At 62.7% G+C, this 22,923-nt stretch carries 24 protein-coding genes; 12 read left to right on the top strand and 12 right to left on the bottom strand.

Annotated elements, in window-relative coordinates; genetic code table 11:
• Nucleotide 1 precedes the first annotated feature (1 nt).
• The 11 genes from FHS48_RS16210 to FHS48_RS16160 all read right to left on the bottom strand — a co-directional run bounded on the left by FHS48_RS16210 (nucleotide 2) and on the right by FHS48_RS16160 (nucleotide 12,103).
• Nucleotides 2-1,144 (bottom strand): aminotransferase class I/II-fold pyridoxal phosphate-dependent enzyme, encoded by a 1,143-nt coding sequence (locus FHS48_RS16210; protein ID WP_184264940.1) that lies wholly within the window; start codon nucleotides 1,142-1,144, stop codon nucleotides 2-4.
• Nucleotides 1,137-1,796: a helix-turn-helix transcriptional regulator gene (locus FHS48_RS16205; protein WP_184264938.1), complete on the bottom strand. Its 660-nt coding sequence runs from the start codon at nucleotides 1,794-1,796 to the stop codon at nucleotides 1,137-1,139. Before FHS48_RS16205 ends, FHS48_RS16210 begins: the two co-directional genes overlap by 8 nt.
• Nucleotides 1,797-1,997: 201 nt before the next feature.
• Nucleotides 1,998-3,125, bottom strand: a complete 1,128-nt coding sequence (locus FHS48_RS16200; RefSeq protein ID WP_184264936.1) for an NAD(P)/FAD-dependent oxidoreductase — start codon at nucleotides 3,123-3,125, stop codon at nucleotides 1,998-2,000.
• Nucleotides 3,126-3,159: 34 nt separating this feature from the next.
• On the bottom strand, nucleotides 3,160-4,113 hold the full coding sequence (speB, locus tag FHS48_RS16195) for an agmatinase (RefSeq protein WP_184264934.1): 954 nt from the start codon (nucleotides 4,111-4,113) through the stop codon (nucleotides 3,160-3,162).
• Nucleotides 4,110-5,633, bottom strand: coding sequence for a M81 family metallopeptidase (locus FHS48_RS16190; protein WP_184264932.1), 1,524 nt, complete (start codon nucleotides 5,631-5,633; stop codon nucleotides 4,110-4,112). The genes speB and FHS48_RS16190 overlap by 4 nt, the downstream gene beginning before the upstream one ends.
• Nucleotides 5,623-6,651: an ABC transporter ATP-binding protein gene (locus FHS48_RS16185; RefSeq protein WP_184264930.1), complete on the bottom strand. Its 1,029-nt coding sequence runs from the start codon at nucleotides 6,649-6,651 to the stop codon at nucleotides 5,623-5,625. The genes FHS48_RS16190 and FHS48_RS16185 overlap by 11 nt, the downstream gene beginning before the upstream one ends.
• Entirely contained in the window at nucleotides 6,648-7,613 is a 966-nt protein-coding gene (locus FHS48_RS16180) for an ABC transporter ATP-binding protein (RefSeq protein ID WP_184264928.1), read from the bottom strand. Before FHS48_RS16180 ends, FHS48_RS16185 begins: the two co-directional genes overlap by 4 nt.
• A gap of 3 nt (nucleotides 7,614-7,616) precedes the next feature.
• Nucleotides 7,617-8,489 carry an ABC transporter permease gene (locus tag FHS48_RS16175; protein WP_184264926.1) on the bottom strand — a complete coding sequence of 291 codons (873 nt, stop codon included), beginning with the start codon at nucleotides 8,487-8,489 and terminating at the stop codon, nucleotides 7,617-7,619.
• On the bottom strand, nucleotides 8,489-9,415 hold the full coding sequence (locus FHS48_RS16170; protein WP_184264924.1) for an ABC transporter permease: 927 nt from the start codon (nucleotides 9,413-9,415) through the stop codon (nucleotides 8,489-8,491). The genes FHS48_RS16175 and FHS48_RS16170 overlap by 1 nt, the downstream gene beginning before the upstream one ends.
• Before the next feature lie 106 nt (nucleotides 9,416-9,521).
• Nucleotides 9,522-11,114 (bottom strand): ABC transporter substrate-binding protein, encoded by a 1,593-nt coding sequence (locus tag FHS48_RS16165; RefSeq protein WP_184264922.1) that lies wholly within the window; start codon nucleotides 11,112-11,114, stop codon nucleotides 9,522-9,524.
• A 122-nt stretch (nucleotides 11,115-11,236) separates the two neighbouring features.
• Nucleotides 11,237-12,103: a MurR/RpiR family transcriptional regulator gene (locus FHS48_RS16160; RefSeq protein ID WP_184264920.1), complete on the bottom strand. Its 867-nt coding sequence runs from the start codon at nucleotides 12,101-12,103 to the stop codon at nucleotides 11,237-11,239.
• A gap of 344 nt (nucleotides 12,104-12,447) precedes the next feature.
• On the opposite strand from FHS48_RS16160, the gene FHS48_RS20625 reads away from it, so the two are divergent.
• The 10 genes from FHS48_RS20625 to FHS48_RS16110 all read left to right on the top strand — a co-directional run bounded on the left by FHS48_RS20625 (nucleotide 12,448) and on the right by FHS48_RS16110 (nucleotide 20,891).
• The gene (locus FHS48_RS20625) at nucleotides 12,448-12,864 is read left to right on the top strand and encodes a lasso peptide biosynthesis B2 protein (protein ID WP_184264918.1); all 417 of its coding nucleotides are present in this window, start codon (nucleotides 12,448-12,450) and stop codon (nucleotides 12,862-12,864) included.
• 239 nt (nucleotides 12,865-13,103) lie between these two features.
• Nucleotides 13,104-13,499: a hypothetical protein gene (locus tag FHS48_RS16150; RefSeq protein ID WP_184264916.1), complete on the top strand. Its 396-nt coding sequence runs from the start codon at nucleotides 13,104-13,106 to the stop codon at nucleotides 13,497-13,499.
• Nucleotides 13,496-15,481 (top strand): type I DNA topoisomerase, encoded by a 1,986-nt coding sequence (topA, locus tag FHS48_RS16145; protein ID WP_184264915.1) that lies wholly within the window; start codon nucleotides 13,496-13,498, stop codon nucleotides 15,479-15,481. Before FHS48_RS16150 ends, topA begins: the two co-directional genes overlap by 4 nt.
• Before the next feature lie 4 nt (nucleotides 15,482-15,485).
• A complete protein-coding gene (locus FHS48_RS16140) occupies nucleotides 15,486-16,226 on the top strand; it encodes a P-loop NTPase family protein (protein ID WP_184264913.1) in 741 nt (246 codons plus the stop codon).
• Nucleotides 16,227-16,239: 13 nt separating this feature from the next.
• Nucleotides 16,240-16,458 carry a hypothetical protein gene (locus tag FHS48_RS16135; RefSeq protein WP_184264911.1) on the top strand — a complete coding sequence of 73 codons (219 nt, stop codon included), beginning with the start codon at nucleotides 16,240-16,242 and terminating at the stop codon, nucleotides 16,456-16,458.
• Nucleotides 16,458-17,009 carry a hypothetical protein gene (locus tag FHS48_RS16130; RefSeq protein ID WP_184264909.1) on the top strand — a complete coding sequence of 184 codons (552 nt, stop codon included), beginning with the start codon at nucleotides 16,458-16,460 and terminating at the stop codon, nucleotides 17,007-17,009. The genes FHS48_RS16135 and FHS48_RS16130 overlap by 1 nt, the downstream gene beginning before the upstream one ends.
• Nucleotides 17,010-17,022: 13 nt before the next feature.
• A complete protein-coding gene (locus FHS48_RS16125) occupies nucleotides 17,023-17,343 on the top strand; it encodes a TrbC/VirB2 family protein (protein ID WP_184264907.1) in 321 nt (106 codons plus the stop codon).
• A complete protein-coding gene (locus FHS48_RS16120; RefSeq protein WP_184264905.1) occupies nucleotides 17,343-17,675 on the top strand; it encodes a hypothetical protein in 333 nt (110 codons plus the stop codon). Before FHS48_RS16125 ends, FHS48_RS16120 begins: the two co-directional genes overlap by 1 nt.
• Nucleotides 17,665-20,040: a VirB4 family type IV secretion system protein gene (locus FHS48_RS16115; RefSeq protein ID WP_184264903.1), complete on the top strand. Its 2,376-nt coding sequence runs from the start codon at nucleotides 17,665-17,667 to the stop codon at nucleotides 20,038-20,040. Before FHS48_RS16120 ends, FHS48_RS16115 begins: the two co-directional genes overlap by 11 nt.
• On the top strand, nucleotides 20,022-20,891 hold the full coding sequence (locus tag FHS48_RS16110) for a hypothetical protein (protein WP_184264901.1): 870 nt from the start codon (nucleotides 20,022-20,024) through the stop codon (nucleotides 20,889-20,891). Before FHS48_RS16115 ends, FHS48_RS16110 begins: the two co-directional genes overlap by 19 nt.
• Before the next feature lie 11 nt (nucleotides 20,892-20,902).
• On the opposite strand, the gene FHS48_RS16105 is transcribed toward FHS48_RS16110, so the two are convergent.
• Complete coding sequence (locus FHS48_RS16105; protein ID WP_184264899.1) at nucleotides 20,903-21,496, bottom strand: hypothetical protein; 594 nt, start codon at nucleotides 21,494-21,496, stop codon at nucleotides 20,903-20,905.
• Between FHS48_RS16105 and FHS48_RS16100 the strand changes: the two genes are divergently transcribed.
• Nucleotides 21,459-22,616 carry a hypothetical protein gene (locus tag FHS48_RS16100; protein WP_184264897.1) on the top strand — a complete coding sequence of 386 codons (1,158 nt, stop codon included), beginning with the start codon at nucleotides 21,459-21,461 and terminating at the stop codon, nucleotides 22,614-22,616. The two genes, FHS48_RS16105 and FHS48_RS16100, sit on opposite strands and share 38 nt — an antisense overlap.
• Before the next feature lie 62 nt (nucleotides 22,617-22,678).
• Nucleotides 22,679-22,882 (top strand): hypothetical protein, encoded by a 204-nt coding sequence (locus FHS48_RS16095; protein ID WP_184264895.1) that lies wholly within the window; start codon nucleotides 22,679-22,681, stop codon nucleotides 22,880-22,882.
• The last annotated feature ends 41 nt before the right edge of the window (nucleotides 22,883-22,923 follow it).

The raw sequence follows: 22,923 nt of genomic DNA, 5'->3' as shown, positions 1-22,923 counted from the left end.
CTTATCCCGGTGTAACGCTGTTGCCCCGGCGGTCGAGGAAGCGCCGCAGGGCCGTCAGCCCGTCGGCGATGCCCTTGCGGCCAAACCCGATGCGGAAATGCCCTTCCGGGGCGGTGATCAGCTCAGACCGGTAGATCGACGACGGCAGCAGCAGCACGCCTTCCTCCTCCAGCAGGTCGTGACAGAAGGTCTCCACGCCATCCCGCCCCAGATACTTCGGATAGCCGATACAGCCGCCATCGGGGTGCCGCCAGTCGAACAGACCGGGATAATCGGCAAAGAACCGGTCCAGCTCTGCCAGATTATCGGCGATCAGGGCGCGGTTGCGGGCCAGGATCCGGTCCCGCACCCCCAGCGCCAGCACGGTCAGCCGCTCTGACGGGGCGGAATTGCAGATCGACAGGTAGTATTTGTACCGCTGGATCCGGTCCAGCAGTGCCGTATCCGGGCAGGCCAGCCAACCGATGCGCAGCCCCGGCAGGCCATAGGCCTTGGACATCACATTCAGCGAAATCCCGCGTTCATACACATCCGCCACCTGCGGCAGACACCGGGCTTCGTCCCGCTCCAGAAGACGATAAACCTCGTCACTGAACAGCCAGATCCCGTGCTGGCGGCACAGGTCCACCAGCGCGTCAAAGGTGGCCCGGTCCGGCACCGCCCCGGTCGGGTTATTGGGGAAATTGATCGACATCAGCCGGGTATTGGGGCGGATCGCCGCCCGCACCGCGTCCAGATCCAGCCGCCAGCCCTCTTCAGCCCGCAGCGGCACCCCGGTCACGGCGCAGATCTCCAGCGGCAGGGTTTCCGCAGCCTGATAGTTCGGCACCACGACAATGGCATGGTCCTGCGGGGTCAGCAGCACCCGTATGGCGGCATAAATCCCTTCCTCCGCCCCGGCAAAGCACAGGATCTGCGACGGCGACAGGGTATCGTAGGTGGCCGCCACCGCCGCCAGCACATCGGGGGATCCCTTGGGTTCGGTATACCCCAGCCAGCCGTCAAGCAGGCTCTCTGCCGCCCCCGGCCCGGCCAGCGCCAGCAGATCGGCCACCGACAGGCTTTCCGCATCCGAGGCGGTCATGTGATACCGGGCCTTGAATTCCCAGTGGCTGAAATGCACTTCCAGCGCGAAATCACGCATGGCTGCCTCCTCTTTCCGTAATGTCGTCGTCGGTGCCACCGTCGCGCACCTGCTTCAGGGCCGCGTACAGGCTGGCCCGCGAAATGCCAAGGATCCGGGCGACATGGTCCGCCGCCCCCCGGATCCGGAGGATCCCCGCCGCCTCCAGCGCCCGCAGCACCGCCACCCGGTCGGCGCGGTCAGCGGCGGCAAAGCTGCGGCCCCGGGCCGCCAGCGTCTCGGCAATCAGGCTGTGCGCGGCCTCCCGCCAGTCCCCCGTCACCAGCGGCTGGGCCGCCGGATCCCCGAAGGCTCCGGTCAGCGACCGCAGCAGCTCAGCCGCCGCCTCGATCTCGCCGGTCTTCATATTGATGCACAGCAGGCCGATAGCCCGCCCGCCGTCATCGCGGATCACGGCCGACACCGACTTCAGCCGCTGCCCGTCCCAGTGCCGTTTGCCATAGGGGCCGATCACATCCTGCCCGGCCCCATCAATCTGCGGGGCCTCCTCCGCCAGCAGCGATGGATCTCCGGCAACACGGTTGGAGAATGCCCCGGCAATGTGGGCGATGGTGTCGGTGGCCAGATCATGCAGCACCACTTCCAGCCGCCCCGGAAACAGGGTGGCCACGGCATCGCAGACCGGAAACAGGCGGGAGAGGATCGTCTTCATGACACCGGCATACTCCGATTCTGGATCAAGAGTCAAATATTGGATTTTTTGTCTAAATTTCATCCAGAAAAAGGCCCCGTGCCAAAGCACGGGGCCACACCATCCGGCCATACCCGGGACACGTGCCAGGGGAGACATCTGGCCCCGGGAGAGGCAATCCTGCCGCTACGCCCTCCGCGTTTCCGCGCCGCAGCGGCAGGATCAGGCCAGACGGTCCGGGCGGAAGACATCCATCGGCAGACCAAGGGCCAGAAGGTCAGCCGGGGGCTCCCCCGTCAGGAATTCAGACGCGGCCCAGGCCGACAGCGCCGGAGAAGTGAGGATACCGCTGCCACCCTGCCCGGCCAGCCAGAAGAAATCCGGGTCCTGCGGGCTGAATCCGATCACCTGCCGCCGGTCCGGGGCAAAAGTGCGCAGACCGGCCCATTTATGACTGATGGTCTGCACCGGCAGGGTGGTCGATTCCTGAAGGTAATGGGCGGCATAGGCCACATCCAGATCCTCCGGCTGGGCATCGCAGGCGGCGGACGGATGTTCATCGGCGGGCGAGACCATCAGCTTTCCGGCTTCCGGCTTGAAGTAGAAAGTCTCGTCCAGTTCGTTGACGCTGGGCAGCGCCCCGACATCAATGCCAGCCGGAACATCGACGGTGATCGCGGTCCGCCGCATCGGGGTCAGCCCCAGCGGGGTCAGTCCCGCCAGCTCCGCCAGCGGATCGGCCCACGCCCCGGCGGCATTGACCAGCTTGCGGGCCAATACCGGCCCGGCCGGGGTTTCCAGCCGGTAACAGCCGTTTTCCCGGATCACCGCCGTCACATCCTGCCCGGTCCGGAACTCCGCCCCGGCCCGGCGGGCAAAGCGGATGAAGCCCTGAAGCAGGCTTTCCACTTCCATATCCCAGCTTAAGGGATCGTACAGCGCCCCGCCCAGCCAGTCCGGCCGCAGGAACGGCACCATCGCCACCGCTTCCTCCACCGTCAGCAGCCGGGAGTCCGGGGAATGGACCCGGGTTTCCGTCAGGGCGGTCTCAACCAGCTCCGCCTTATCCGCCGGGGCGATGTTGACGGTGCCGCGGTGGCGCAGCAGCGGCACTTCGGTGAACCCATCCGGCGGGGTGTTCAGAAAATCCCATGAGGCATCGCACAGCAGGCCGACCACCTCGTTCTGGAACTGGCGGGAATATTCCGCCGCCGACCGCCCGGTGGAGTGATAGCCAAAGGCGCTTTCCCGCTCCAGCACCACCACCGAGCGGTGCGGGGCCAGACGATAGGCCATGGAGGCCCCTGCGATGCCGCCACCGACGATCGCCACATCAAACACAGCAGTCATGGAACCTTACTCCGTACAAATCCGGCCCCGGCGCTTACCCCTTGCGGTGGTGGGCACACAGGCACAGGAACTCCTGAATCAGGGTTGCGCCCAGCAGGGCGGTGATTTCGGCGCTGTCGTAGGCCGGGGCGACCTCCACCAGATCCATGCCGACAAAGCGGACCGGACTGTCTTTCAGGCCGCGCAGGATATCGAACACCTCGCCCGGGGTCAGACCGTCGGACACCGGGGTTCCGGTGCCGGGGGCAAAGGCCGGGTCCATGCTGTCGATATCAAATGTCAGATAGGCCGGGGCCCCCGCGGTCACGCGGGTGATCTCGTCAATCACCGCCTGCACGCCGTTGTGGCGGACCCACGGGCGATACAACACGGTGATCGGGTCGGTATGGTCATACTGGGTGCGGATCCCGATCTGGATCGACCGCGCCGGATCAATCAGGCCGTCACGCATGGCATGATGCACAAAGGTGCCGTGGTCGAGGTAAGGGCTGTCCGCCGTATCCCGGTGGGCATCAAAGTGCACCAGCGCCAGCGGTCCATGCGTCTCAGCATGGGCCTTCAGCAGCGGATAGGTCACCAGATGGTCCCCACCCAGCCCGATCACTCCGGCCCCGGCGGCGACAATCCGCCCCGCTACAGCCGCCGTGTTCTCCAGCATCTGTTCGGCCCGGCCCCGGTGGTAATTGACGTCGCCGTAATCAACCACCGCCAGCGTGGCGAAGGGATCCAGCCCCCACGGCCACACCTCTCCGCCCCAGCCGACCTGACTGCTGGCGTTGCGCAGGGCATTCGGCCCCATCCGCGCCCCGGAACGGCCGGAGGTGGCGAGATCGAACGGTACGCCCAGCACCGCGAAATCCACCCCGTCCAGATCCCGGCTGAAGCGGCGGCGCAGGAAGCTGCGGGTGCCCGAATAGGGCATTTCCCGCTCTGTCCCGTACAGGCCGTCGTGATCGAAAGCCTGATCGCCGGACTCGCGCCGGGTCATGCCCCGGCCTCTGCCAGCCGCCGCACCCGCTCCGGCAGCACCAGATCACGGTCGAGCGGAAACAGCGGACGCGGTGCCCGCACATAGGGCAGACGGGCATAATCCAGCGTGCACAGCGCGCCGCTGTCGCAGACGATCACCTTTCCGGCGATCGGCTCAAAGGCAGCGCGGAAATGCTGCATCGACTTCAGGGCCACCACCTGCTTCTGGGTCGGATCAATGCCGAAGGACCGGAACAGCTGCTGGTCGAACATCTGGATCGCCACGCTGGTGATCAGCACATCCACCCCGCCGACCCGCAGCACCGCCACCGGGCCGAAATCCATGGCGATACCGCCCATCATCGGGCCGTCGCCGACGCACTTGCCATCAGCCAGCAGGCGCAGGGTGCCCGTCACGGTCAGCGGGCCGCCGCCGAAGCGGGCATCACATTTGCCGCCAATGGCCAGCGTCACGGTGGAGCCGACCGCCTGACCGTGCAGCCATTCCGCCGCCTGCGGATCGACCAGCGGACCGAAGCAGGCGTTTTCCACCCCGGCTTTCAGCAGGGCTTCCAGCAGGGCCGGGGCATCGCCATAGGCACCGCCGCCGGGGTTATCGGCATAATCGGCAATGATCAGCGGCTTCCCGGGATTGCCCCAGGCCACGGCCTGTTCCGCCGCCTGATCAACGGTCCAGTAGGTGTTGATCGGGGCGAACCGGCCGTTCCAGATATCGTCGGCGATGCCTTCGGCAAACTCCTGATGCGTCGCCAGATCGCCCTGACAGGTGACCAGAACGGTCGGGCCGACTTCCGACATGTCGCCGCTGGCAAACCCGGCATTGATGCTGACCACAAACACATCGGGATGCTGTTCGTAGGCTTTTGCCTGTTCCAGCCGGGCAATCATCGGGCCGACATCGGTGCGCCCGCCGTTGACTTCCTCCAGCATCGGCCGCCAGGCCCGCAGGGTGCGGGGGCGGATCTCGCCGCGCAGGGTCCGGTCAAGAACCGCCCCGGCATGGGCCGCCGCTTCCCGCAGGTCGATATGCGGATAGGTCTTGTAAGACACGATGATCTGGGCCAGCGCACACATGCGGGTGCTGACATTGGCGTGCAGATCCAGCGTGATGGCAATCGGCACATCCGGGCCAACGGCAGCGCGGATCCGCTCCAGCAGCTCCCCTTCCCCATCCTCATGGTCCACCGTCGCCATCGCCCCGTGCAGGGCCAGCAGAATGCCGTCAGGCTTCTCCCGCCGGGCCGCCTCGACGATTTCCCCGGCGTAGGCGTCAAACGCCTCCCGCGTCACCGGCCCGTTGGGACCGGCGTGGGCGCTGACCGCGTGGACCAGATTCCAGCCGAAGGCCTCGCGGGAGTCCAGCATCCCCGCCGCCCCGGAGTTGGTGCCCCGCAGAATGCGCAGCGCCTCTTCCCCCCGGTACACTCCGGCTTTCTCAAACTGCTCAAGGCCGGTCAGACGGGTGCTGAAAGTATTGCTTTCATGCAGGAATTCGGCGGAAAGAACCTTAAACGGCATGGGGAGTCTCCTGAGAGGGGGCCGTACCGGACCGGGGAGTCTGGGTGTCCGGCAACGGGGAATCCGGGAAGTGACAGGCGGCCTGATGACGGGTGCCGACGCTGCCCAGTTCAGGGCGTGTCTGTCGGCACAGGTCCTGCGCCTTCGGGCAGCGGGCCTGAAAGGCGCAGCCGGGCGGCAGGTCGTATCCGCTGGGGATTTCGCCGGTGATGCGGACGATGCTGCGCCGCTGGGTCGGGTCCGGCTCGAACGAGCTTTCGAGCAGGGCCCGGGTATAGGGATGCGCCGGGGTTGCCCCCTTCGGCATCACCTCCACCACCCGGCCCAGATACATCACCATGATGCGGTCACAGAAGTACCGGACCAGCGCCAGATCGTGGGAAATGAACAGGTAGGTCAGGGTCTGCTGGCCCCGCAGCGACTGCAAAAGCTGGATCACCTGTGCCTGCACCGACACGTCCAGCGAGGCCGTCGGCTCATCCAGCACCAGCAGCGAGGGTTGCAGGGCCAGCGCCCGGGCAATGCCCACCCGCTGCTTCTGCCCGCCGGACAGATGATGCGGATGACTTTCCGCCAGAACCGGATTGAGGGACACCATCGCCATCAGGCGGTCAACGGTGTCCTGCTCCTGTGCCGTGGTCAGGGAGACACCCTGCACCCGGAACGGTTCCAGCAGGGCCTCCCGGATGGTCAGGCGCGGATTGATCGAGGAATAGGGATCCTGAAACACCATCTGAAACCGGCGGCGCAGCGGCCGCAGGGCCTTTTCCGGCAGGGCGGCGATGTCCTCGCCCTCAAACCGGATGCTTCCGGACGACGGCTCCATCAGCCGCAGCACCACCCGGGCCAGTGTCGACTTGCCGCAGCCGGATTCCCCGACCACCCCGACGGTTTCCCCGGCCTGAATATCAAACGATACGCTGCTGACGGCGTGGAACTGGCGCGGCTTCCGCCACAGCCCGCCGCCCGAGCGGAAGGTTTTACAGAGATCGGTAACGGACAGAATGGGCGTGGTCATGACGCCTCTCCCGGCTGATCGGTCAGGAAACAGGCGGAGGCATGATTGTCCCCGGCAGCGGACAGGGGCGGAACCTCGGTGAAGCAGCGGCTGACCGCCTGCGCACAGCGCGGGTGGAACCGGCAGCCCGACGGCATTGCCGCCACACTGGGCACCACCCCGGGGATGCCGACCAGATCCCCCGGTGCCATATCATGGCGGGGAATACAGCCGATCAGCGCCCGGGTATACGGGTGGCGCGGGCTGGCAAAAATCGCCTCGACCGGGCCGGTCTCGACAATCCGGCCACAGTACATCACCGCCACCCGGTCGCAGGTGCGGGCGACCACCCCCATATCGTGGGTGATCAGCACCAGCCCGAGATCGCGTTCCTGCACCAGCTCAATCAGCAACTGGATGATCTGCGCCTGCACGGTCACATCCAGCGCCGTCGTCGGTTCATCGGCAATCAGCAGATCCGGTTCCCCGGCCAGCGCCATGGCAATTACGATGCGCTGGCGCAGCCCACCGGAAAGCTGGTGCGGATACAGGGTATAGACCATTTCCGCATTGGGGATCCGCAGACGGTCCATCAGCGCCAGCGTGCGGGCTTTGGCTTCAGTTCTATCGACCGGCAGGTGCAGCAGCGCCGCCTGATCGATCTGCTGACCGACGCGGACCACCGGGTCCAGCGAGGTCATCGGATTCTGGGTCACCAGTGCCACTTTGCCGCCCCGGATCTTCCGGTAGGCTTTCGGCGACAGGCTGCCAAGATCGGTGCCGTCGAAGTGGATGCTCCCCCCCGACACCCGGCCACCGGACAGCGGCAGCAGACCCATCACCGCCATGGCGGACAGAGATTTCCCCGACCCGGATTCCCCGACCAACCCCAGCACCTCGCCCCGGTTGACGGAGAAACTGACCCCGGCCAGCGCCTGAAGGCGGCCGAACTGGACCTGAAGATTTTCAACAGACAACAGCATCCGTCAGGCCCTCCGGATCCGGTTTTTCACATCCAGCGCCGCCAGAATGGCATCGCCGTACACGTTGATGAAAATGACCGACAGCGCCACGAACAGGCCGGGGATGATCACCACCCACGGGGCGTTAAACAGCTGGGCGGAGCCACTGCTCATCATCGCCCCCCAGCTGGGGGTCGGCGGCTGTGCCCCCATGCCGAAGAACCCGAGGGTCGCTTCCAGCAGGATGGCATCGCCGGTGGTCAGCATCGCCACCACAATCACCGGGGCCAGCGCATTGGGCAGCAGGTGACGCAGCAGGATATGGGCATGACCGGCGCCAAGGCAGCGGCTGACCTCGACAAAGGTTTCCCCCTTCAGGGCCCGCACCTGGGTGCGGGTCAGGCGGGTGAACTGGGCCAGATAGGCAACGGCGATGGCAATTACCGTGCTGTTCAGGCCGGGACCGAGGATCGCCACCAGCACCAGCGCCAGCAGGATTTCCGGGAAGCACCACGTCAGGTCGATCGCCGCCATGGTGATACGGTCAAACCGCCCGCCGAAGTACCCGCACAGCGCCCCGATCAGGATCCCGGCCGAAGCCGACAGCGCCACCGCCGTCAGGCCAACCGACAGGGAAATCCGCGCCCCATAAATCACCCGGGACAGGACATCGCGGCCAAACTCATCGGTCCCGAACCAGTTTTCCGCTGATGGCGGCAGGCCGATGCGGGCCAAATCCTGCGCATCATAGGCATAAGGGGCCAGCAGCGGCGCAAACAGCGCCACAAAAATGAACAGGCCAAGTCCGGCACCGCAGATCGCCCCGCCGATCCCCCCGAAGGGTTTTCCCAGCAGGCGCAGGGTTGCGGCCCCCTGTGTTTTCAAAGACAGGCTCATTACCGGCTCTCCTCCCGCTGGCGCGGATCCATTGCCGCCTGCACCAGATCCCCCAGCAGCGTGCCGATCATCACCGCCATCGCCAGCATCAGCAGGCATCCCTGCACCACCGGATAATCACGCTGCCCCAGCGCCCGGATCAGCAGGGACCCGATGCCCGGACGGGCAAACACATATTCCACCGTCACCGACCCGCCGACGATCAGGCCGATCCGCAGGCTGAGAAGGGTGACCACCGGGATCAGGGCATGGCGCAGCACATGGCGCACCTGCACCGCCCACGCCGGAACGCCCTTGGCATGCAGCAGCGTGACGAAATCCTGTCGGCCGATATCCATCATCGACACCCGGGTCACCCGCGCCACCAGCGCCATACCGCCCAGACCGACCGTTACCACCGGCAGGATCAGCGCCGTCCAGTGCTTGGCCCCAGACACCGGCAGCCAGCCCAGCGTCACCGCAAACAGCAGGATCAGCAGCAGCCCCAGCCAGAAAGCCGGAACGGTGGAGCCCAGCAGGACCACCCCCATGATCGACTTATCGACCAGCGTGTTCCGCCACGCCGCAGCAATCGCCCCGGTGGTGATGCCCACCAGCGCCGAGAAGCACAGCGCCAGACCGCCAAGGGTCAGGCTGTAACCGATATTTTCACGGATCAGATCCATCACCGGGCGACGCAGGACGATGGCGCTGCCAAAATCCCCCTGAAGCACCAGCGTCAGCCAACGCCAGTACTGGAGATACAGCGGCTGATCAAGGCCATAACGGGCCGCAATCAACGCCTTTTGCTCCGGCGTTACCCCGATGCGGACCAGATTGTCGATCGGGTCCCCGGGCACCAGATGGACGATCATGAACACCACGACCGTCACGAAGAAGAATACCGGGATCAGCGCCAGAATGCGCCGAAGGACATAGTCAGCCACTGTCCTGTTCCTTTTTTGTCAGGACCGGCCTTCCCGCCCCGGACGGCGGGACAGGCCGGAACAGGCCGGGAAAGGGCGGCATCCCCCCCTTCCCCGGCAGCGGTCATCAGTCGTTGACTTTGGTGTCGATGATCGAGGCGGCAGTGAATTTCGGCCCCCGGATCTTTTCCGGCACCGTCAGGCGGGTCTTGTTATAGGCCAGCGTGCGGTCGGGTTCGTAAATCGGCACCACCGGATACTGCGACAGAACGTACTCGTGGTAGATCTTGAAATTGGCGATGCGCTCTTCCGTGGTCTTCGAGCCGGTCAGCGCCGCCTTGCGCAGCTCCTCGCCCTTCGGATCCTTCCACATCGACACATTGGGGTAGCCCTGACGTTCCGCTGACAGGAACCAGTCAAGGATATCGGCGTTGTTCCAGCCGTAGGACCGGACCGCCAGCTGATGCTGATTCTTCTTGTACTGATCCCGGATTGAGGACACATCGAACACGCCGATCTCGCCGTTCATCCCGATGGCCTTCAGCTGAGCCTGAATGACTTCGGTCATGCGCTTGAATTCGGTATCGCCCTGCGTCCACAGCTTAACCGTCAGCGGCTTGCCGTCTTTTTCACGGATACCGTTCGGTCCCTTTTTCCAGCCTGCCTCATCCAGAAGCTGATTGGCCTGCCGCAGATCGTGACGGATCTCAAACTGCGGATTGATCTTCGATTCCGGCAGAGAAGAAATCAGGAAGGTGTGGGCCGGCTTGCCGACACCCCGGTACAGACGGCTGACGATCTCTTCCTGATTGACCGCCAGAGCAGTGGCCTTGCGGACCTTCAGGTCGGTAAACGGCTCAGCGCTGGTGTTGATCGGCATATAGAAGATGCCATAGCTCGGCAGCGCCTTGGTCTCGACATCCTTCACGCTCTTGTACTGCGACAGCAGGGCGTTGGGAACGTCGACGACCATATCGACGCCGCCGGTCTTCAGCTCAAGGTAGGACGCCGCTTCATCAACGATTTCCCGCAGCAGCAGCTTTTCGATGTGGGCTTTACCACGGTTGGCGGCCAGCTCGCTGCCCCATTTGTAATCCTCGTTGCGGATCAGCAGGGTTTCGACGCCGGTGGTGAAATGATCCAGCTTGTAGGGACCGGTGCCGACTGCGACAGTGACGCCATAGGTATCCCCGGCGGCCTCATAGGCCTTCGGGCTGGGCACGCCCATAAAGCCGCTGGCCAGATTATACAGCAGGTTGGCATCCGGGTGCTTCATGACGAAACGGACGGTGTAATCGTCAACGATTTCCACCTTGTCAACGGCCGCCACCAGATAATCGTTGTCGGTCCCGGCAAACTTCGGGATCCACCACGCAATGGTCTTGGCGTTGAACGGCTCGCCGTCGTGGAAGGTCACGCCCTGACGCAGCTTAAAGGTCCACAGCATCCCGTCCGGGCTGCTTTCCCACGATTCCGCCAGATGCGGATGATAGGTCTGGTCGGCGTCCTGCTCGATCAGACGGTCATAGATCAGCTCGTGCGCCAGCGTATCCAGCGTGGTCTTGACCGGGTTAAGGGTCGGGGCCCCGTTATGGGAATTGGGGAACACGAAAACGGCTTCCGACGCCGCCACCGCCGCGCTCAGCGGGGCAAGCGCCACGCCGCAGGCCAGCGTGGCCGATAACAAGGCAAGTTTCAGGCGCGAAGTGCTGTGGGTCATTGTGATGATATCCCTGTTCAGAGGACGTGTGGCATGACGGGCTTTGGCCCAGTTTCTGCCGGGCGTTCGTGTCGCCCGTTATGGCGTGTCAACGCGGACCACGTCCGACGCTGCACGGCTTGTTATTTCGGTATGGCGGTGCTGTAGCCGGTGTACTTTTTGTAGCACTCGGCCATCTTGTTCAGACGTTCCTCAACCCCGGCGCCAAGCTCGCTGAAGACGGCATTCACCGTCAGCTGGACCAGCGACACCATCGGGCCAAGGGAATCCCAGAAATGATTCAGGACGGTGGGGACCAGAAACACCTCATCCGCCTGCGACGGAGACCAGTCACAGAAGGTATCGGAAATCACGGAAACCGGAATTCCATGCGCCTTTGCATCGACGGCCAGCAGGTGACTCAGGCGCGAATAGCGGCGGGTATCAAGGATGACCAGCATGATTTCGGACGGATCCGTCAGCAGGACATCGACAAAGTTCCCGGCGGTCATATCCACCAGCGTGATCCCATCCCGCAGATACTGCAACTGATGGACCAGCAGGGAAGCCACACCGCGTTCCGTCTGAAACCCGGCAACCAAAACCCGCTTCCGGCTGGCGATCCGCTTGATGAATGTTGCAAATTCCGGGGAGTGGGCAATTTCATGCACCCGGACAATAGCAGAAATTTCCAGTTCCAGTCCCCGCGCCTGCTCGCGGTCTCCGGCGCGGGTCCGCCCCTCAAATTCCTGCAATCGGTCACCGACCAGCCACGGACTGTCTCCCAGATCCGCCTTCAGCAGGGCTTTCAACTCTTTGAAATGACGGAATCCGAGGCTGCGGCAGAACCGGCCGACCGTCAGCTCACTGACCCCGACTTTCAGGGCCAACGTTGCAGCCGTCTCAAACGGCAATTCTGTCAGGTTGGCCAGCATGTAGTTGGCGATGTTGCGGCCCGCTGGGGTCGCTTCCTGAAGACTTTCCTGTAGTCTTTCTTTGATCGACGTCATCGCCCACCCCTCAGAATGTCCAGCAACCGCCTGTAATCCATAGGGATCTTGGCTGCTGTTAGAATCATGGTGGGCATAAAACTAACCTAACGTCAAACATGTTAGTTTTATAACTGCTAAATTAACAGGCACCTTTTGCAAGCGCCTTTTTTTCCATCGCTGCGCCGCAACAATGATGATGGTTTTTCTAACATCTGACCTTCACGCCTGACATCCGCCAGCACTGAAAAGGCCTGAACCGACCATCACTGATTCGCCTCTGGGTTCTGTAACGGAAACAGGCCACGCCATGCCGCTGGCATGCTAAACTCACGCCTGTTCCATTTCTCATCATCTTTGGGCCCATGACCCCTAAATCTCTCCTCCTTTCCGTCGAAACCGTCTCAGCCCTTGCCATCGCATGGTGTGCGGTTTTCGTTCTTCCGTTTCGATGGACCCATAAAATGTTGGGACAGGCCCGCCCACCGGCCGACACGTCTCCTCTTCCCCCATCCGGGCAAATGAGCCGGGCAGTCTGGGTTGGGATCCGCGTCCGGCGGATCGCCGACCGCCTGCCTTGGCATAGCACCTGCTTGGTAAGAGCCATCGCCGGACAGCTTCTTTTGAAACGGCGGGGTCTGCATGGAGGGGTGATCCGGCTTGGCGTCAAAAAGGAAAACAATACCCTCGCGGCGCATGCATGGCTGATCTATGGCCCCCAAACCCTCCTTGGGGGTGAAGAGGCCATTAGCTATGTGCCGCTGTCTGATCTTGGAGAGTAAGCGGAAAGCCGTCTTCCGCGCCCCGGCCAGCCCCTTGCCCCGGCAAGAAGGAAAACCATCACCCCGAAACGCAAAAGCCCCCCAGCGTAAGCTGGAGGGCTTTTGAGGTATGTGGTTGCGGGGGACCGCGAATTACGGGTTTTTGCCGGTTCTGGCAGAGTTTCTGCCGCCGCAGATCTCTTAAACACCACACCCTGTTGAGCGTGTCAATAACCACCAACCAATAATGGGTGGGAACTATGGCACGACAAAAGGCACGCTGGGGCGAAGCCAAAACCGCGATTGCGGTAGTAATTACCCCTTATCTGGACCAGATAAGGCGCGGTGCGTCCGTTGCGAAGATTTATCAGGAGCTGGCAGCTCAGGGAAAAACAGACGGTTTTTCCAAGGATGCCCTCTATCACTTCCTCCGCAATCAAAGAGGTAAGTCCCCGCACGGAAAGGCGAAAAAGGGATCACAACCCGCATCCAAAGCTGTGACCCCGACCGCCCCCCGCCCCCCGCAGGCCACCATCCTGCCCGCGTCGGCGGTTGTCTCCGGTGATCTCCCGCCTTCCCTTTTTGGGGAGGTCAATCTGGAAGACTGGGCGGAACAGATGCTGGGCGGCGATGCTGAAGCGGAGGGCGGCGAATGAGCACCCTCGTGATCGTCGAGAGCCCCGGCAAGGTCAAAAAGATTTCCTCCATCCTCGGGGATGGCTACACCGTCATGGCGTCCGTGGGCCACGTCCGGGACCTGCCCCAGAATAAAATGGGCGTCGAGCCGCCCCGGTTTGTCCCACAGTACGAACCGTCTGAACGCGGCGCGGAAATCCTCGCAAAGCTCGGTGCGGCTGTCCGTCGTTCCAGCCGTGTACTGCTGGCGACTGACCCGGATCGCGAAGGCGAAGCCATCGCGTGGCATCTGGCCGACGCCCTCGGCCTGAAGGACCCGGAACGCATTACCTGCGCCGCCATCACCCCGGAAAAGGTGCTGGAAGCGGTCGCCAATCCCCGAAAAATTGACTTTGCCCGCGTCCGCTCACAGGAAGCCCGGCGCGTGGCAGATCGCCTGTTCGGCTACATGGTCAGCCCGGTTCTGTCGGATCAGGCCGGACAGAACCTGTCCGCCGGGCGGGTCCAGTCCCCGGCGGTGCGGCTGGTGGTCGAACGGGAACGCGAAATCCGCGCCTTCAAGGCGGTTGACCACTTCGGGGCGGAACTGGCGTTTGACGGTGGCTGGTTTGCCACGCTGGACACCAAGCCGCTGATCGGGAAGGACGAGGCTTATCTGCTGGATGGCGCGGTCGCGACGGCTGCCGCCTCGGCCCGGTCCCTGACGGTCAAAGCCTATGAGGACAAGACCGCTGGCCGTGCCCCGTCTGCCCCGTTCACCACCTCGACCCTTCAGCAGGCAGCCGGAACCCGGCTGAAGCTGACCCCGAAGCAGACCATGGAGCTGGCCCAGAAGCTCTACGAGCAAGGGGCCATCACCTATCACCGCACCGACAATCCCAATCTGGATGCGGCGGGCATTGAAGACATTGCCGCCTATGCCAAGACGGCGGGACTTCCGCTGTCCGCCAAAAAGCGGACATGGAAGGCCAAGGACGGCGCACAGGAAGGGCACGAGGCTATCCGCCCGACCCATGCCGATGCCCTGACCGGCGGACAGACCCCGCAGGAACAGGCCCTGTATCAACTGATCTGGCAACGGGCCGTCGCCTCCCAGCTGGCAGAGGCCACCTATGCCGTCCGGTCGGCTGTCCTGACGGCTGACGTCGAAGGCAAGACCTTTGCCTTCAACGCCACCGGGCGCACCCTGACTGACAAGGGTTGGATGACCCTCTATGCCGAGGACACCTCGGAGGATGACGACAAGGAAGAGGATGCCAAGAACCCGGTTCCGGCCCTGACGGTCGGCGCGGTGGTGACGGCAACCGGCGGCAAGGTGCTGCGGAAGAAGACCAAGCCCCCCAGCCGCTACAAGCTGCCGTCTCTGGTGGCGGCGCTGGAAAAACACGGGATCGGTCGGCCGAGCACCTACGCCAGCATCTTGGAGGCCGTCATGGCGCGCGGCTACATCACCGATGGGAAGCAGGGGCTTCAGCCCACCCCCATCGGGGAGCTGGTCTATGACGGCCTGACCGGGGCCAAGATGCAGTTTATCGAGCTGGCCTATACCGCCCAGCTTGAAGACCAGCTCGACGACATTGCCAGCGGCAAAGCCAAATATGCCGACGTGTTGCAAGGGGTTTATGACCGTCTGCAAACGGACCTGTCCGCCCTGAGCGGCGCGAACTTCTCCCCCGCACATCCCTGTCCCAACTGCGGAAAGGCCCTGCGCCGCCGCAAGGGCGACAAGGGCTTCTATTGGTCCTGCACCGGCTATCCCGACTGCAAGACCACTTTTCCCGACGACAAGGGGAAGCCCGGCACCCGCAAAGCTGCGGCAGTGCTGTCCGGCCATTCCTGCCCGTCGTGTGGGAAGGCACTGGCCCGACGGACCGGGACCAGCACCAAAACCAAGAAGCCGTATGACTTCTTTTCCTGCACCGGATATCCGGCCTGCACGGCCCGTTTTGACACCAAAAACGGCGCTCCGGATTTCCAGAAAAACAATCAAAACAAAGGGTAATCAAATGGCACAGATCCACATGACGCTTCAGGGTAAGGGCGGCGTCGGCAAGAGCTTCATTTCCGCGCTGCTGGCCCAGCACTACCTGTCTCGGGGGATCACCCCCCACTGCTTTGATACCGACCCGGTGAACCAGACCTTCGGCGGTTATGCCGCCTTCAACACACGCGTGACCCGGCTTGGCGATCACGACGGCGAGGTGAACCCCCGCTTCTTTGACAAGCTGATCGAAGAGCTGGTGCAGCTTCCCGAAGATGCCGTGGCGGTGATCGACAATGGCGCAGCCACCTTCCTGCCGCTGGTCGCGTACATGACCGAGGCCGGGATCATCGACCTTCTCGAAGGGGCCGGGCACAGCGTCTATCTGCACACCGTGATTACCGGCGGACAGGCCCTGAACGATACGTCCGAGGGCTTCCTGAAGCTGGCCTCCTCCCTCCCGGACGGTCAGCTGGTGGTTTGGCTGAATGAGTATTTCGGGCGGATTGAGTTCCCCACCTCGAAAGGGATTCTGCGCTTCGACCAGACGCCGTTTTACGTTCGGGTCAAGGACCGCATCCACGCCCTGATTACCTTGCCGGAAGTCCGCAAGGAAACCGTGGGCGAAGACGTCAAGAAGATGGCGGTGGCCCGGCTGACCTTTGCGGAGGCCATCAGCTCGGAGCGGTTCGGGATTGTGGAACGAACCCGCCTGAAGCGGACGTGGGAAGCCCTGAACACCAACATCACCACTGCCAACTTCTGAGGAAGCCGCAGCCATGATGGTGCATGACCTCACCCTGTTTGTTTCGTGGATGTTGGCCGACTTTCTGTCGGCCTTTCCCCGGTCGATCATCCTGATCCTGACGCCGGACTTCCCGGTGCAGGTGCCGTGGTCGCTGATGCAAACCATTGCGCTTGCGATGGGCGCAGGCTTTGCGGTCAGTGCCATCGTGGCGGCTCTCGCCGTGGTCGCCCTGCGCGGAGGGCGGGACTGATGGGATCGCCCTTTGACGACGACGACACCGAAGAGCTGGTGGACGATACCGGAGCGGTGTCTTCCACCGCCCCGGAAGCTGCGCCTTCCCCCAACGCCAGCGGAACCGCTGCCGGTGGCCCCGCCGCCCGGTACGTTGCCCCAAAGAACCGGGAACAGCTGCGGCAGATCCTGATGATGGACACAGGTATCCCGGTGTCTCCCGACGATCCGGTGCTGCTGGTCTACGCCATTCACCGCGTGTCTCTGGATGAACTGACCGCTGTGATGTCGGCCCTGCTGGCAGAGGCACGGGAAGCCATTGAAGCCGCCTCCACCAAGGCTGCGGCAGAGATGACAAGCGCCTTGCAGATCCAGACCAAGGATCTCCGCGAACAGATCACCTCCGACACCCTGCGCGAACGCCTGAAGGCGATGCAGGAAACAGCGGTGCTCGGCAACGAGGCCGTCGCCGGGATGAGACGGATGGTCCGTTGGGGAGCCGTGATTACCACCCTGACCATTCTGGCGGCGGGGGTGGTCCTCGCCGTTTTAACGGTTTCTCTCTCATAAGGATTACAAAAGCATGCCCTCTCTGACCTTGCGCTTTAACCGCCGCACTGCTTCCCGGGTCGCCCTGCTGGCCGGGCTGATGGTGCTGGCGGCCAACCCGGCCTTTGCCGCCGAGGGCTGGGAAGAACCGATGGTCAAACTTCTGGAAACCGTCTCAGGCGGGACCGGGAAAATCGTCGTCTCGGTGCTCGGCCTTGGCCTGATGGCTTACGGGGCTTATTCGGCGTTCACCGGTGAGTTCAACATCAAGAAACTGGCCGGGATGGTGATCGGCGGGGCTATCTGCGTGGCCGCTCCGCACATGGCTTCGCTCATTCTGGGGGCCATCACCTGATGAAAGCCTCAAGCGCGGTCCTGATCCTGTCGCAGAAGCCTTCTGTGGTGGTGGGTATTGCCCCCCAGCTTTTCGTTCTGGCGGTGCTGTCGGGAATGATCCCGGTGGCCCTGTCGGTGGTGGTCGATATCGGCGGCGGGATCGCCATGCTGGCCGGTGTCCCCATGATTGTGGGGATGTGGGCCTTCTTCTGGCAGCGGTCCCGCAAGGATCATCACATTGACCGCGTTTGGCTGGTGGCACCGCGCTTCTGGTTCCGGGGTCGGCGGCTTGTCCGCCGCCCCGGTCGCTATCGTCAACTGGTCAGTGGGGAACAGCGTCATGCTGGATGATCTGATTGCGACCGGTCTTGTCGCCGGTCTGGCCGGGGCAGCGGTGATCCCGGCCCTGCGGCGGAAAGCTTTCGGCAGGGTCAAGGAAGACTGGCTGGCCGGAGAGCTGAAGCTGGATACCGTCCGTGATGGCGTCACTGTCATCAATAAGGATGGCAGCCAGACGCGGGCATGGCAGATCCGGGGCGTCAGCTATGACGCCAAGCTTGATGCTGAACAGATCAGCCTGCTCCTGATGCGCACTGAACTGATCCGGGATCTTGGGCGGCTCGGACTGTCGGTGCGGCTGGTCGCCAGCAAACGCCGCCGCCCGCTGGATGTGGCGGCAACGTGGCCGTGCCCGACACTGGCGGAAATCGGAGCCGCCGAGGCTGCCCGCTATACGTCCAGTCATGAGGTGGACTGGTATCTGATCGCGTCCGGCCATTCCTCGCAGGCGTTGATGGACGCGGATCAGAAAATCGTCTCCATCCTTAAAACCTATGAGGCCGTCGCGCTCCGCCAGCCGGAGGACCTGACGCAGCCGTGCCTGCTGACCGGCCTGCTGAACGGTCTGGTCTGCGGCGAATACCGCCGTGACCTGCTGCCGCAGTCTTCCAACCTGTCAGGCCGTATCCACGGCGCGGAAATGAAATTCGACCGCGACACCGGCACCATCCGCGCTGAAGGCGAGGAACGCGCCTACATGCGGATCATCAGCATCACCCAGTGGCCGGATACCGTTTCAGGGCGCTGGATGGGGCAGTTGCTGGGGCTGGACGCGGACCTTGAGATTTCGCAGGTCTGCGAACCCTGGGACGCCAATCGCGCCCTTGCTGTGATGAAGCGCGAAGAGAACGCGCTGAGTAACGGTTGGCTGCGGAACCCGGCAAGACAGGAGGAAGTTGACATCATCCTGAATGGCCTGAACGCCGGAACGATGATGCTGTTTGTCTCTCAGATGCAGGTGATCGCCCGTGCCACCAGCCCGGAGGCACTGGACGCACTCGTGCGCCAGATCACCGCTATCCTCGGTACCCTGCACATCTCCTACGCCATCGAAACCAGCGGTGCCCCGGCGGTGTGGTTCAGCCGCCTGCCGGAAGCCGCCAAGCCGACACTCTATCCCGGTGGGAAGCTGATGCGTCCACTGACCCTGCGGGATGAAAACGTCGGAGCCCTGTGGCCGTTTGTTCACGCCGCGTCCGGGATGCCTGCCAACCCCTTCGGGAAAGGCGCGGTGCGTCTGTTCCGGACACCCTCAGGGCAGGTTTACCAGTTCCAGTTCCACGTTTCCGCCGAGCCGGAGAGCCGGGGAAACTTCGTTGTCTTCGCGCCGCCCGGCGGCGGTAAGTCTACTTTGATCCTGCATCTGCTTGGCGGTCTGGCGAAGTGGCCCGGCGTCCTCTCCGTTGTCTTGGATTCTAAGGAAGGTGCCCGGTTTATGGTTGAGGCCCTTGGTGGGCTGTATCAGGGCTTCGATCAACTGGCGCTCAATCCTCTGGATGTCGGCGCAGAGAGCAAGAAAAACCGGCAACGGATCTACTCGATCCTCAGCGCCATGTGCGGATCCATGGCGCTGTCATCAGACGACAAGGTTCATCTGGATCATGCCGTGGATCTGGCCTTCCGGCTGGATCCGCCGCATCGCACCCTGACCGAAATCTTTGACCTCCCGTTCCCGCAGAACACCGATCTCCGGCGGCAAATGGCCCGCTGGGTGGTGGACCCCAAAGGCCAGCGGGGGCAATACAGCCATGTGTTCAACTCTGAACATGACAGCCTCGGCGGGCTGCTGAGGAACCATCTGGTCGGCATCAACATGAACGAGGCGCTCGATGACCCTGATCTGGGTCCTCCTGTCGTGGCGCATCTGGCGCAGGCCCTGAGCCAGTCGGCTGCGGCAGCCTCGCGGGGCTTTGTGATCTTTATCGACGAAGCAGCCAAGCTGATGCAGAACCCCGGCTTCGCGGCGCTGGCGGCGGAAATGTACCGCGAATATCGCAAGCTGAATGGCGCGGTCGGCATGGCCTTTCAGGATCCGGCAGCCCTGCTGAGGTCCCCGGTAGCGGAAGCGATCATTGAAGGCTCTGCCACGATGATTTTCATGCCGAACTCACAGGCAAACCCGGATCAGCTCCGCAGCCTCGGCCTGAACGAAGAACAGGTGGCGTTTGTCTGTGGCCGCACAATCACGGCAGGGCAGCGGCAGGCGCTGGTGCTGCGGCGGGATGCCGCCTCCGGATTGGATGAAAGCGCCATCCTTGATGTGAACCTCGGTTATCTCGGCGATGCCCTGCGGTTCTACCGGGCAGGCACCGCCCCGAACCGGCACCTTGCCAGCCTCAAAGCCCAGTGGGGGGACCAATGGCTGACACACCTGTGAAAACTGGCCTGCTGACCCGTGGCCTGCGCTGGGTGAAGCGCACCTGCACGATCATTGGGATGATCGTGATGCTGGGTGTCGCCGGAACAGTCATCGCTCCGTCCCCGTCCAAGGCAGCGATGGCGGTGATCGACCAGTCGGTGCTGGCGCAGGCAATTGAGGAGGTCAAGGCGGCGAAGCAGCAGCTTGTGGCGGCCTTTGAGCAAATCAAATGGTTGACCGACATTTTTGACACGCTCAACGACACGGTGAAGCTGATCCAGAACGAGCTGGACGCCATCGGACGTCTGGGGCGGATCGAACTGCCGTGGGTCAACCTGATGAAATCGTCGCAGAACCTGCGGCGGGATATCGCGTGCCTGATCCCGGACCCCAAGAAATGGGGTGTCACATTCAAGGACCTAAACTTCCGGTCGATCTGCGAAGGCAAGAACGCCTATGAGCGGATCCTGTATGTGCCCCGCGACAAGGACGATGAAACCATTCCGTGGACGGAACGGGCACGGCTGCGCAAGGAAGCGCAGGAACGCCGCCGGGCGCTGTTCATCCAGCTTTCAACGGAGGCAATGGCAGCGGCGCATCTGACCCGCGAAAATGATCTGAAGGAGATTCCGCAAGGCATTGACGATCTGGAAGATGCCGGGAAGCGGGCGGAAGACATGAATGGCCGTCTGAATGTTCTCGTCCATGCCTTGGCGATGGTCAACAAGCAGTTGGCGAACATCCAGAAAATGCAGGCGATGCAGCTTCAGATCTCCACGGCCCACTTCGTGGCCACCGGGGTGCCGGTGTCGGCCAATGCAGCACCGACACCGCAGAACCCCGCCCAGTCCGGGGGGAATGGGCCATGACCGGGACTGCATCACTTTTTCTGAGAAGCCATGTGAGCACGCCAGTCTTCGTCACGTTTCCGCCGGATGGGGCCGCGCCAGTCGGGGGCGCTATTGCAGTCGGTCTTCAGCAGAGCCATCGCCGGATCCCGGTTGCAGCCCTCCCATCCGGCGTTGTCATTCCAAACACCGCTTCCCTTGTTCTGGACGTGGAACTTGCTCCAACCGTCATGAAAATCACTGAAAAAATAGGCGATTTGCTGAAAATCGTAACAGTCCTTGATGATCTTCTGTTCCGCCTCCGGGAGAGCCTTAAACTCTTCCGAGTACGTCACTTTCTTTCCTCCAACCGTCGCCGCCTTAAATTTCCGCTCCCATTTTGCAGCCGGACCAGCATCGCACTGCTTTCCAACAGCGATGAAAGCTTCGTGGGTTTTCAGGTCACGCCAATAACTGATGGCCTTTTCGACGCTGAAGAAGTCGTCGGCTGTCAGATCCCTAACCTTCAGGGGCCAGAACGAGGAGCGGTTAAAGCCCCTGTCATCAGCATGTGCCGGGATCACAAAGAGCAGAACGAGGGAGGCGACAATGGCATATAGCGATGAAGAAAAGACTCTCGAATGCATCTTCTGCCCTGCGGTCAACAAATACGTCACGCTCGCTAACTCCTTTTCTCAGGATCTGTCGGCAACTCTCAGCACACCGATCATCGCCATTTTTGGCGCACTGGTTGGCGTCTGGCTATCCATTGCCGGGATTAGAATCATCCTTGGGTCGATGGATAGCAGAAAATTCGCGCTGGAAGGAGCCTACATTATCATAGCCGCCGGATTGCTGTCCTCACAGGGAACGCAGATGGCGAACACAATTTATGCAGCATCGCTGTCAACGATGGCTGGGGCCTCCGCAATGGTTCTGACAACAGGGCCGTTAGGAAAACAGATCAAGGATGCCAATGTTTCTGTTTCCTCTTCGGCTGATACGTCAGGCAGCCAGATCGCCAATCTCGACGGTCTGGGGATGCTTGTTTACACGGCGGAGAACGGAGTCTTTGGTCTCTTCTCCATGGCAGGTGCCATCTGGGATCAGGGTGGCTTCACTAACCCTCTGCCTTTAGTCGCCGCTACGATGATGGTTCTGCCTTACGCCTTATTGATGGTGGCCTATGCCGCACAGGTACTGATCTGCGTGTTCCGCGTCCTGATGATCTCCCTGTTCAGCCCTATGCTGGTCGCCGCCCTCGGGTTTGATTTCCTGCGGGCGATGACATGGAGCGGCCTGCGGGCTCTGCTGGCATCCTTCATGGTGCTGTTCGCCTCTACTGCCGCCTTGGCCGTCTGTCTCTACGGTGTGGCAACGCTTGGGATTGGCAAAGCCGAGCCAACCTCAGCGGTCGCGCCACTGGCAGAGTTCGACAGCGTCGGCCTGTGGCTGGTGATCATCCTCGGCTGGTGCGGGATGGCCTTTCAGTCCGAAGGCGTGGGCCTCGCCAACAGCATCACCGGGGCACAGCTGACGAACACCGCCGCCGGGATCCTGACCGCCGGGGCCACGGCAACCGGTCTTGGGTTCCTGAAATTCGGCCAGAAGCGGGCGTTCCAGATAGCCGGAAACGTCGCGCCCTTCGCCCAGCAGGGTATCGACATGCTGCGCGGGAAACCTTCAGCGGGCGGTGGCGGCGGAAACTCTGGCGGCAGCAGCCTGCGGGACCGTGTGAATACCCCAGGTATCGACAAGGGTAGCTAACAGCCCCGGCGCGTCGGCCAAGCTCTTCAAAATCTTCTGAAATTCACCGAGGAGGCTGTGTTATGCAGACCGCTAAGACTCTGATTCTGAATCTTTTTCTCGCCTTTACCGTGTCCGCCTGCGGCGCGGTCAACCGCGACACCGAACTTCCGAAGAACGGCACCGGGTCGGACGAGATGAAACCCTCGCCCTGCGCCTGCCAGCCGATCCCCTGGACTTGCCCGGAAAAAGTGGAGAGGGAACCGGGCTTTATGCGGCCAGCTTAAGAGCGGTGCTCTCGAACTGGATGGGGCTCATATAGCCTAAG

It is taken from the genome of Novispirillum itersonii, assembly GCF_014205675.1.
In the GTDB taxonomy this organism is placed as follows: domain Bacteria; phylum Pseudomonadota; class Alphaproteobacteria; order Rhodospirillales; family Rhodospirillaceae; genus Novispirillum; species Novispirillum itersonii_A.
The sequence above is the reverse complement of the archived record's forward strand: the minus strand, read 5'-3'. Positions and strand labels throughout refer to the sequence as shown.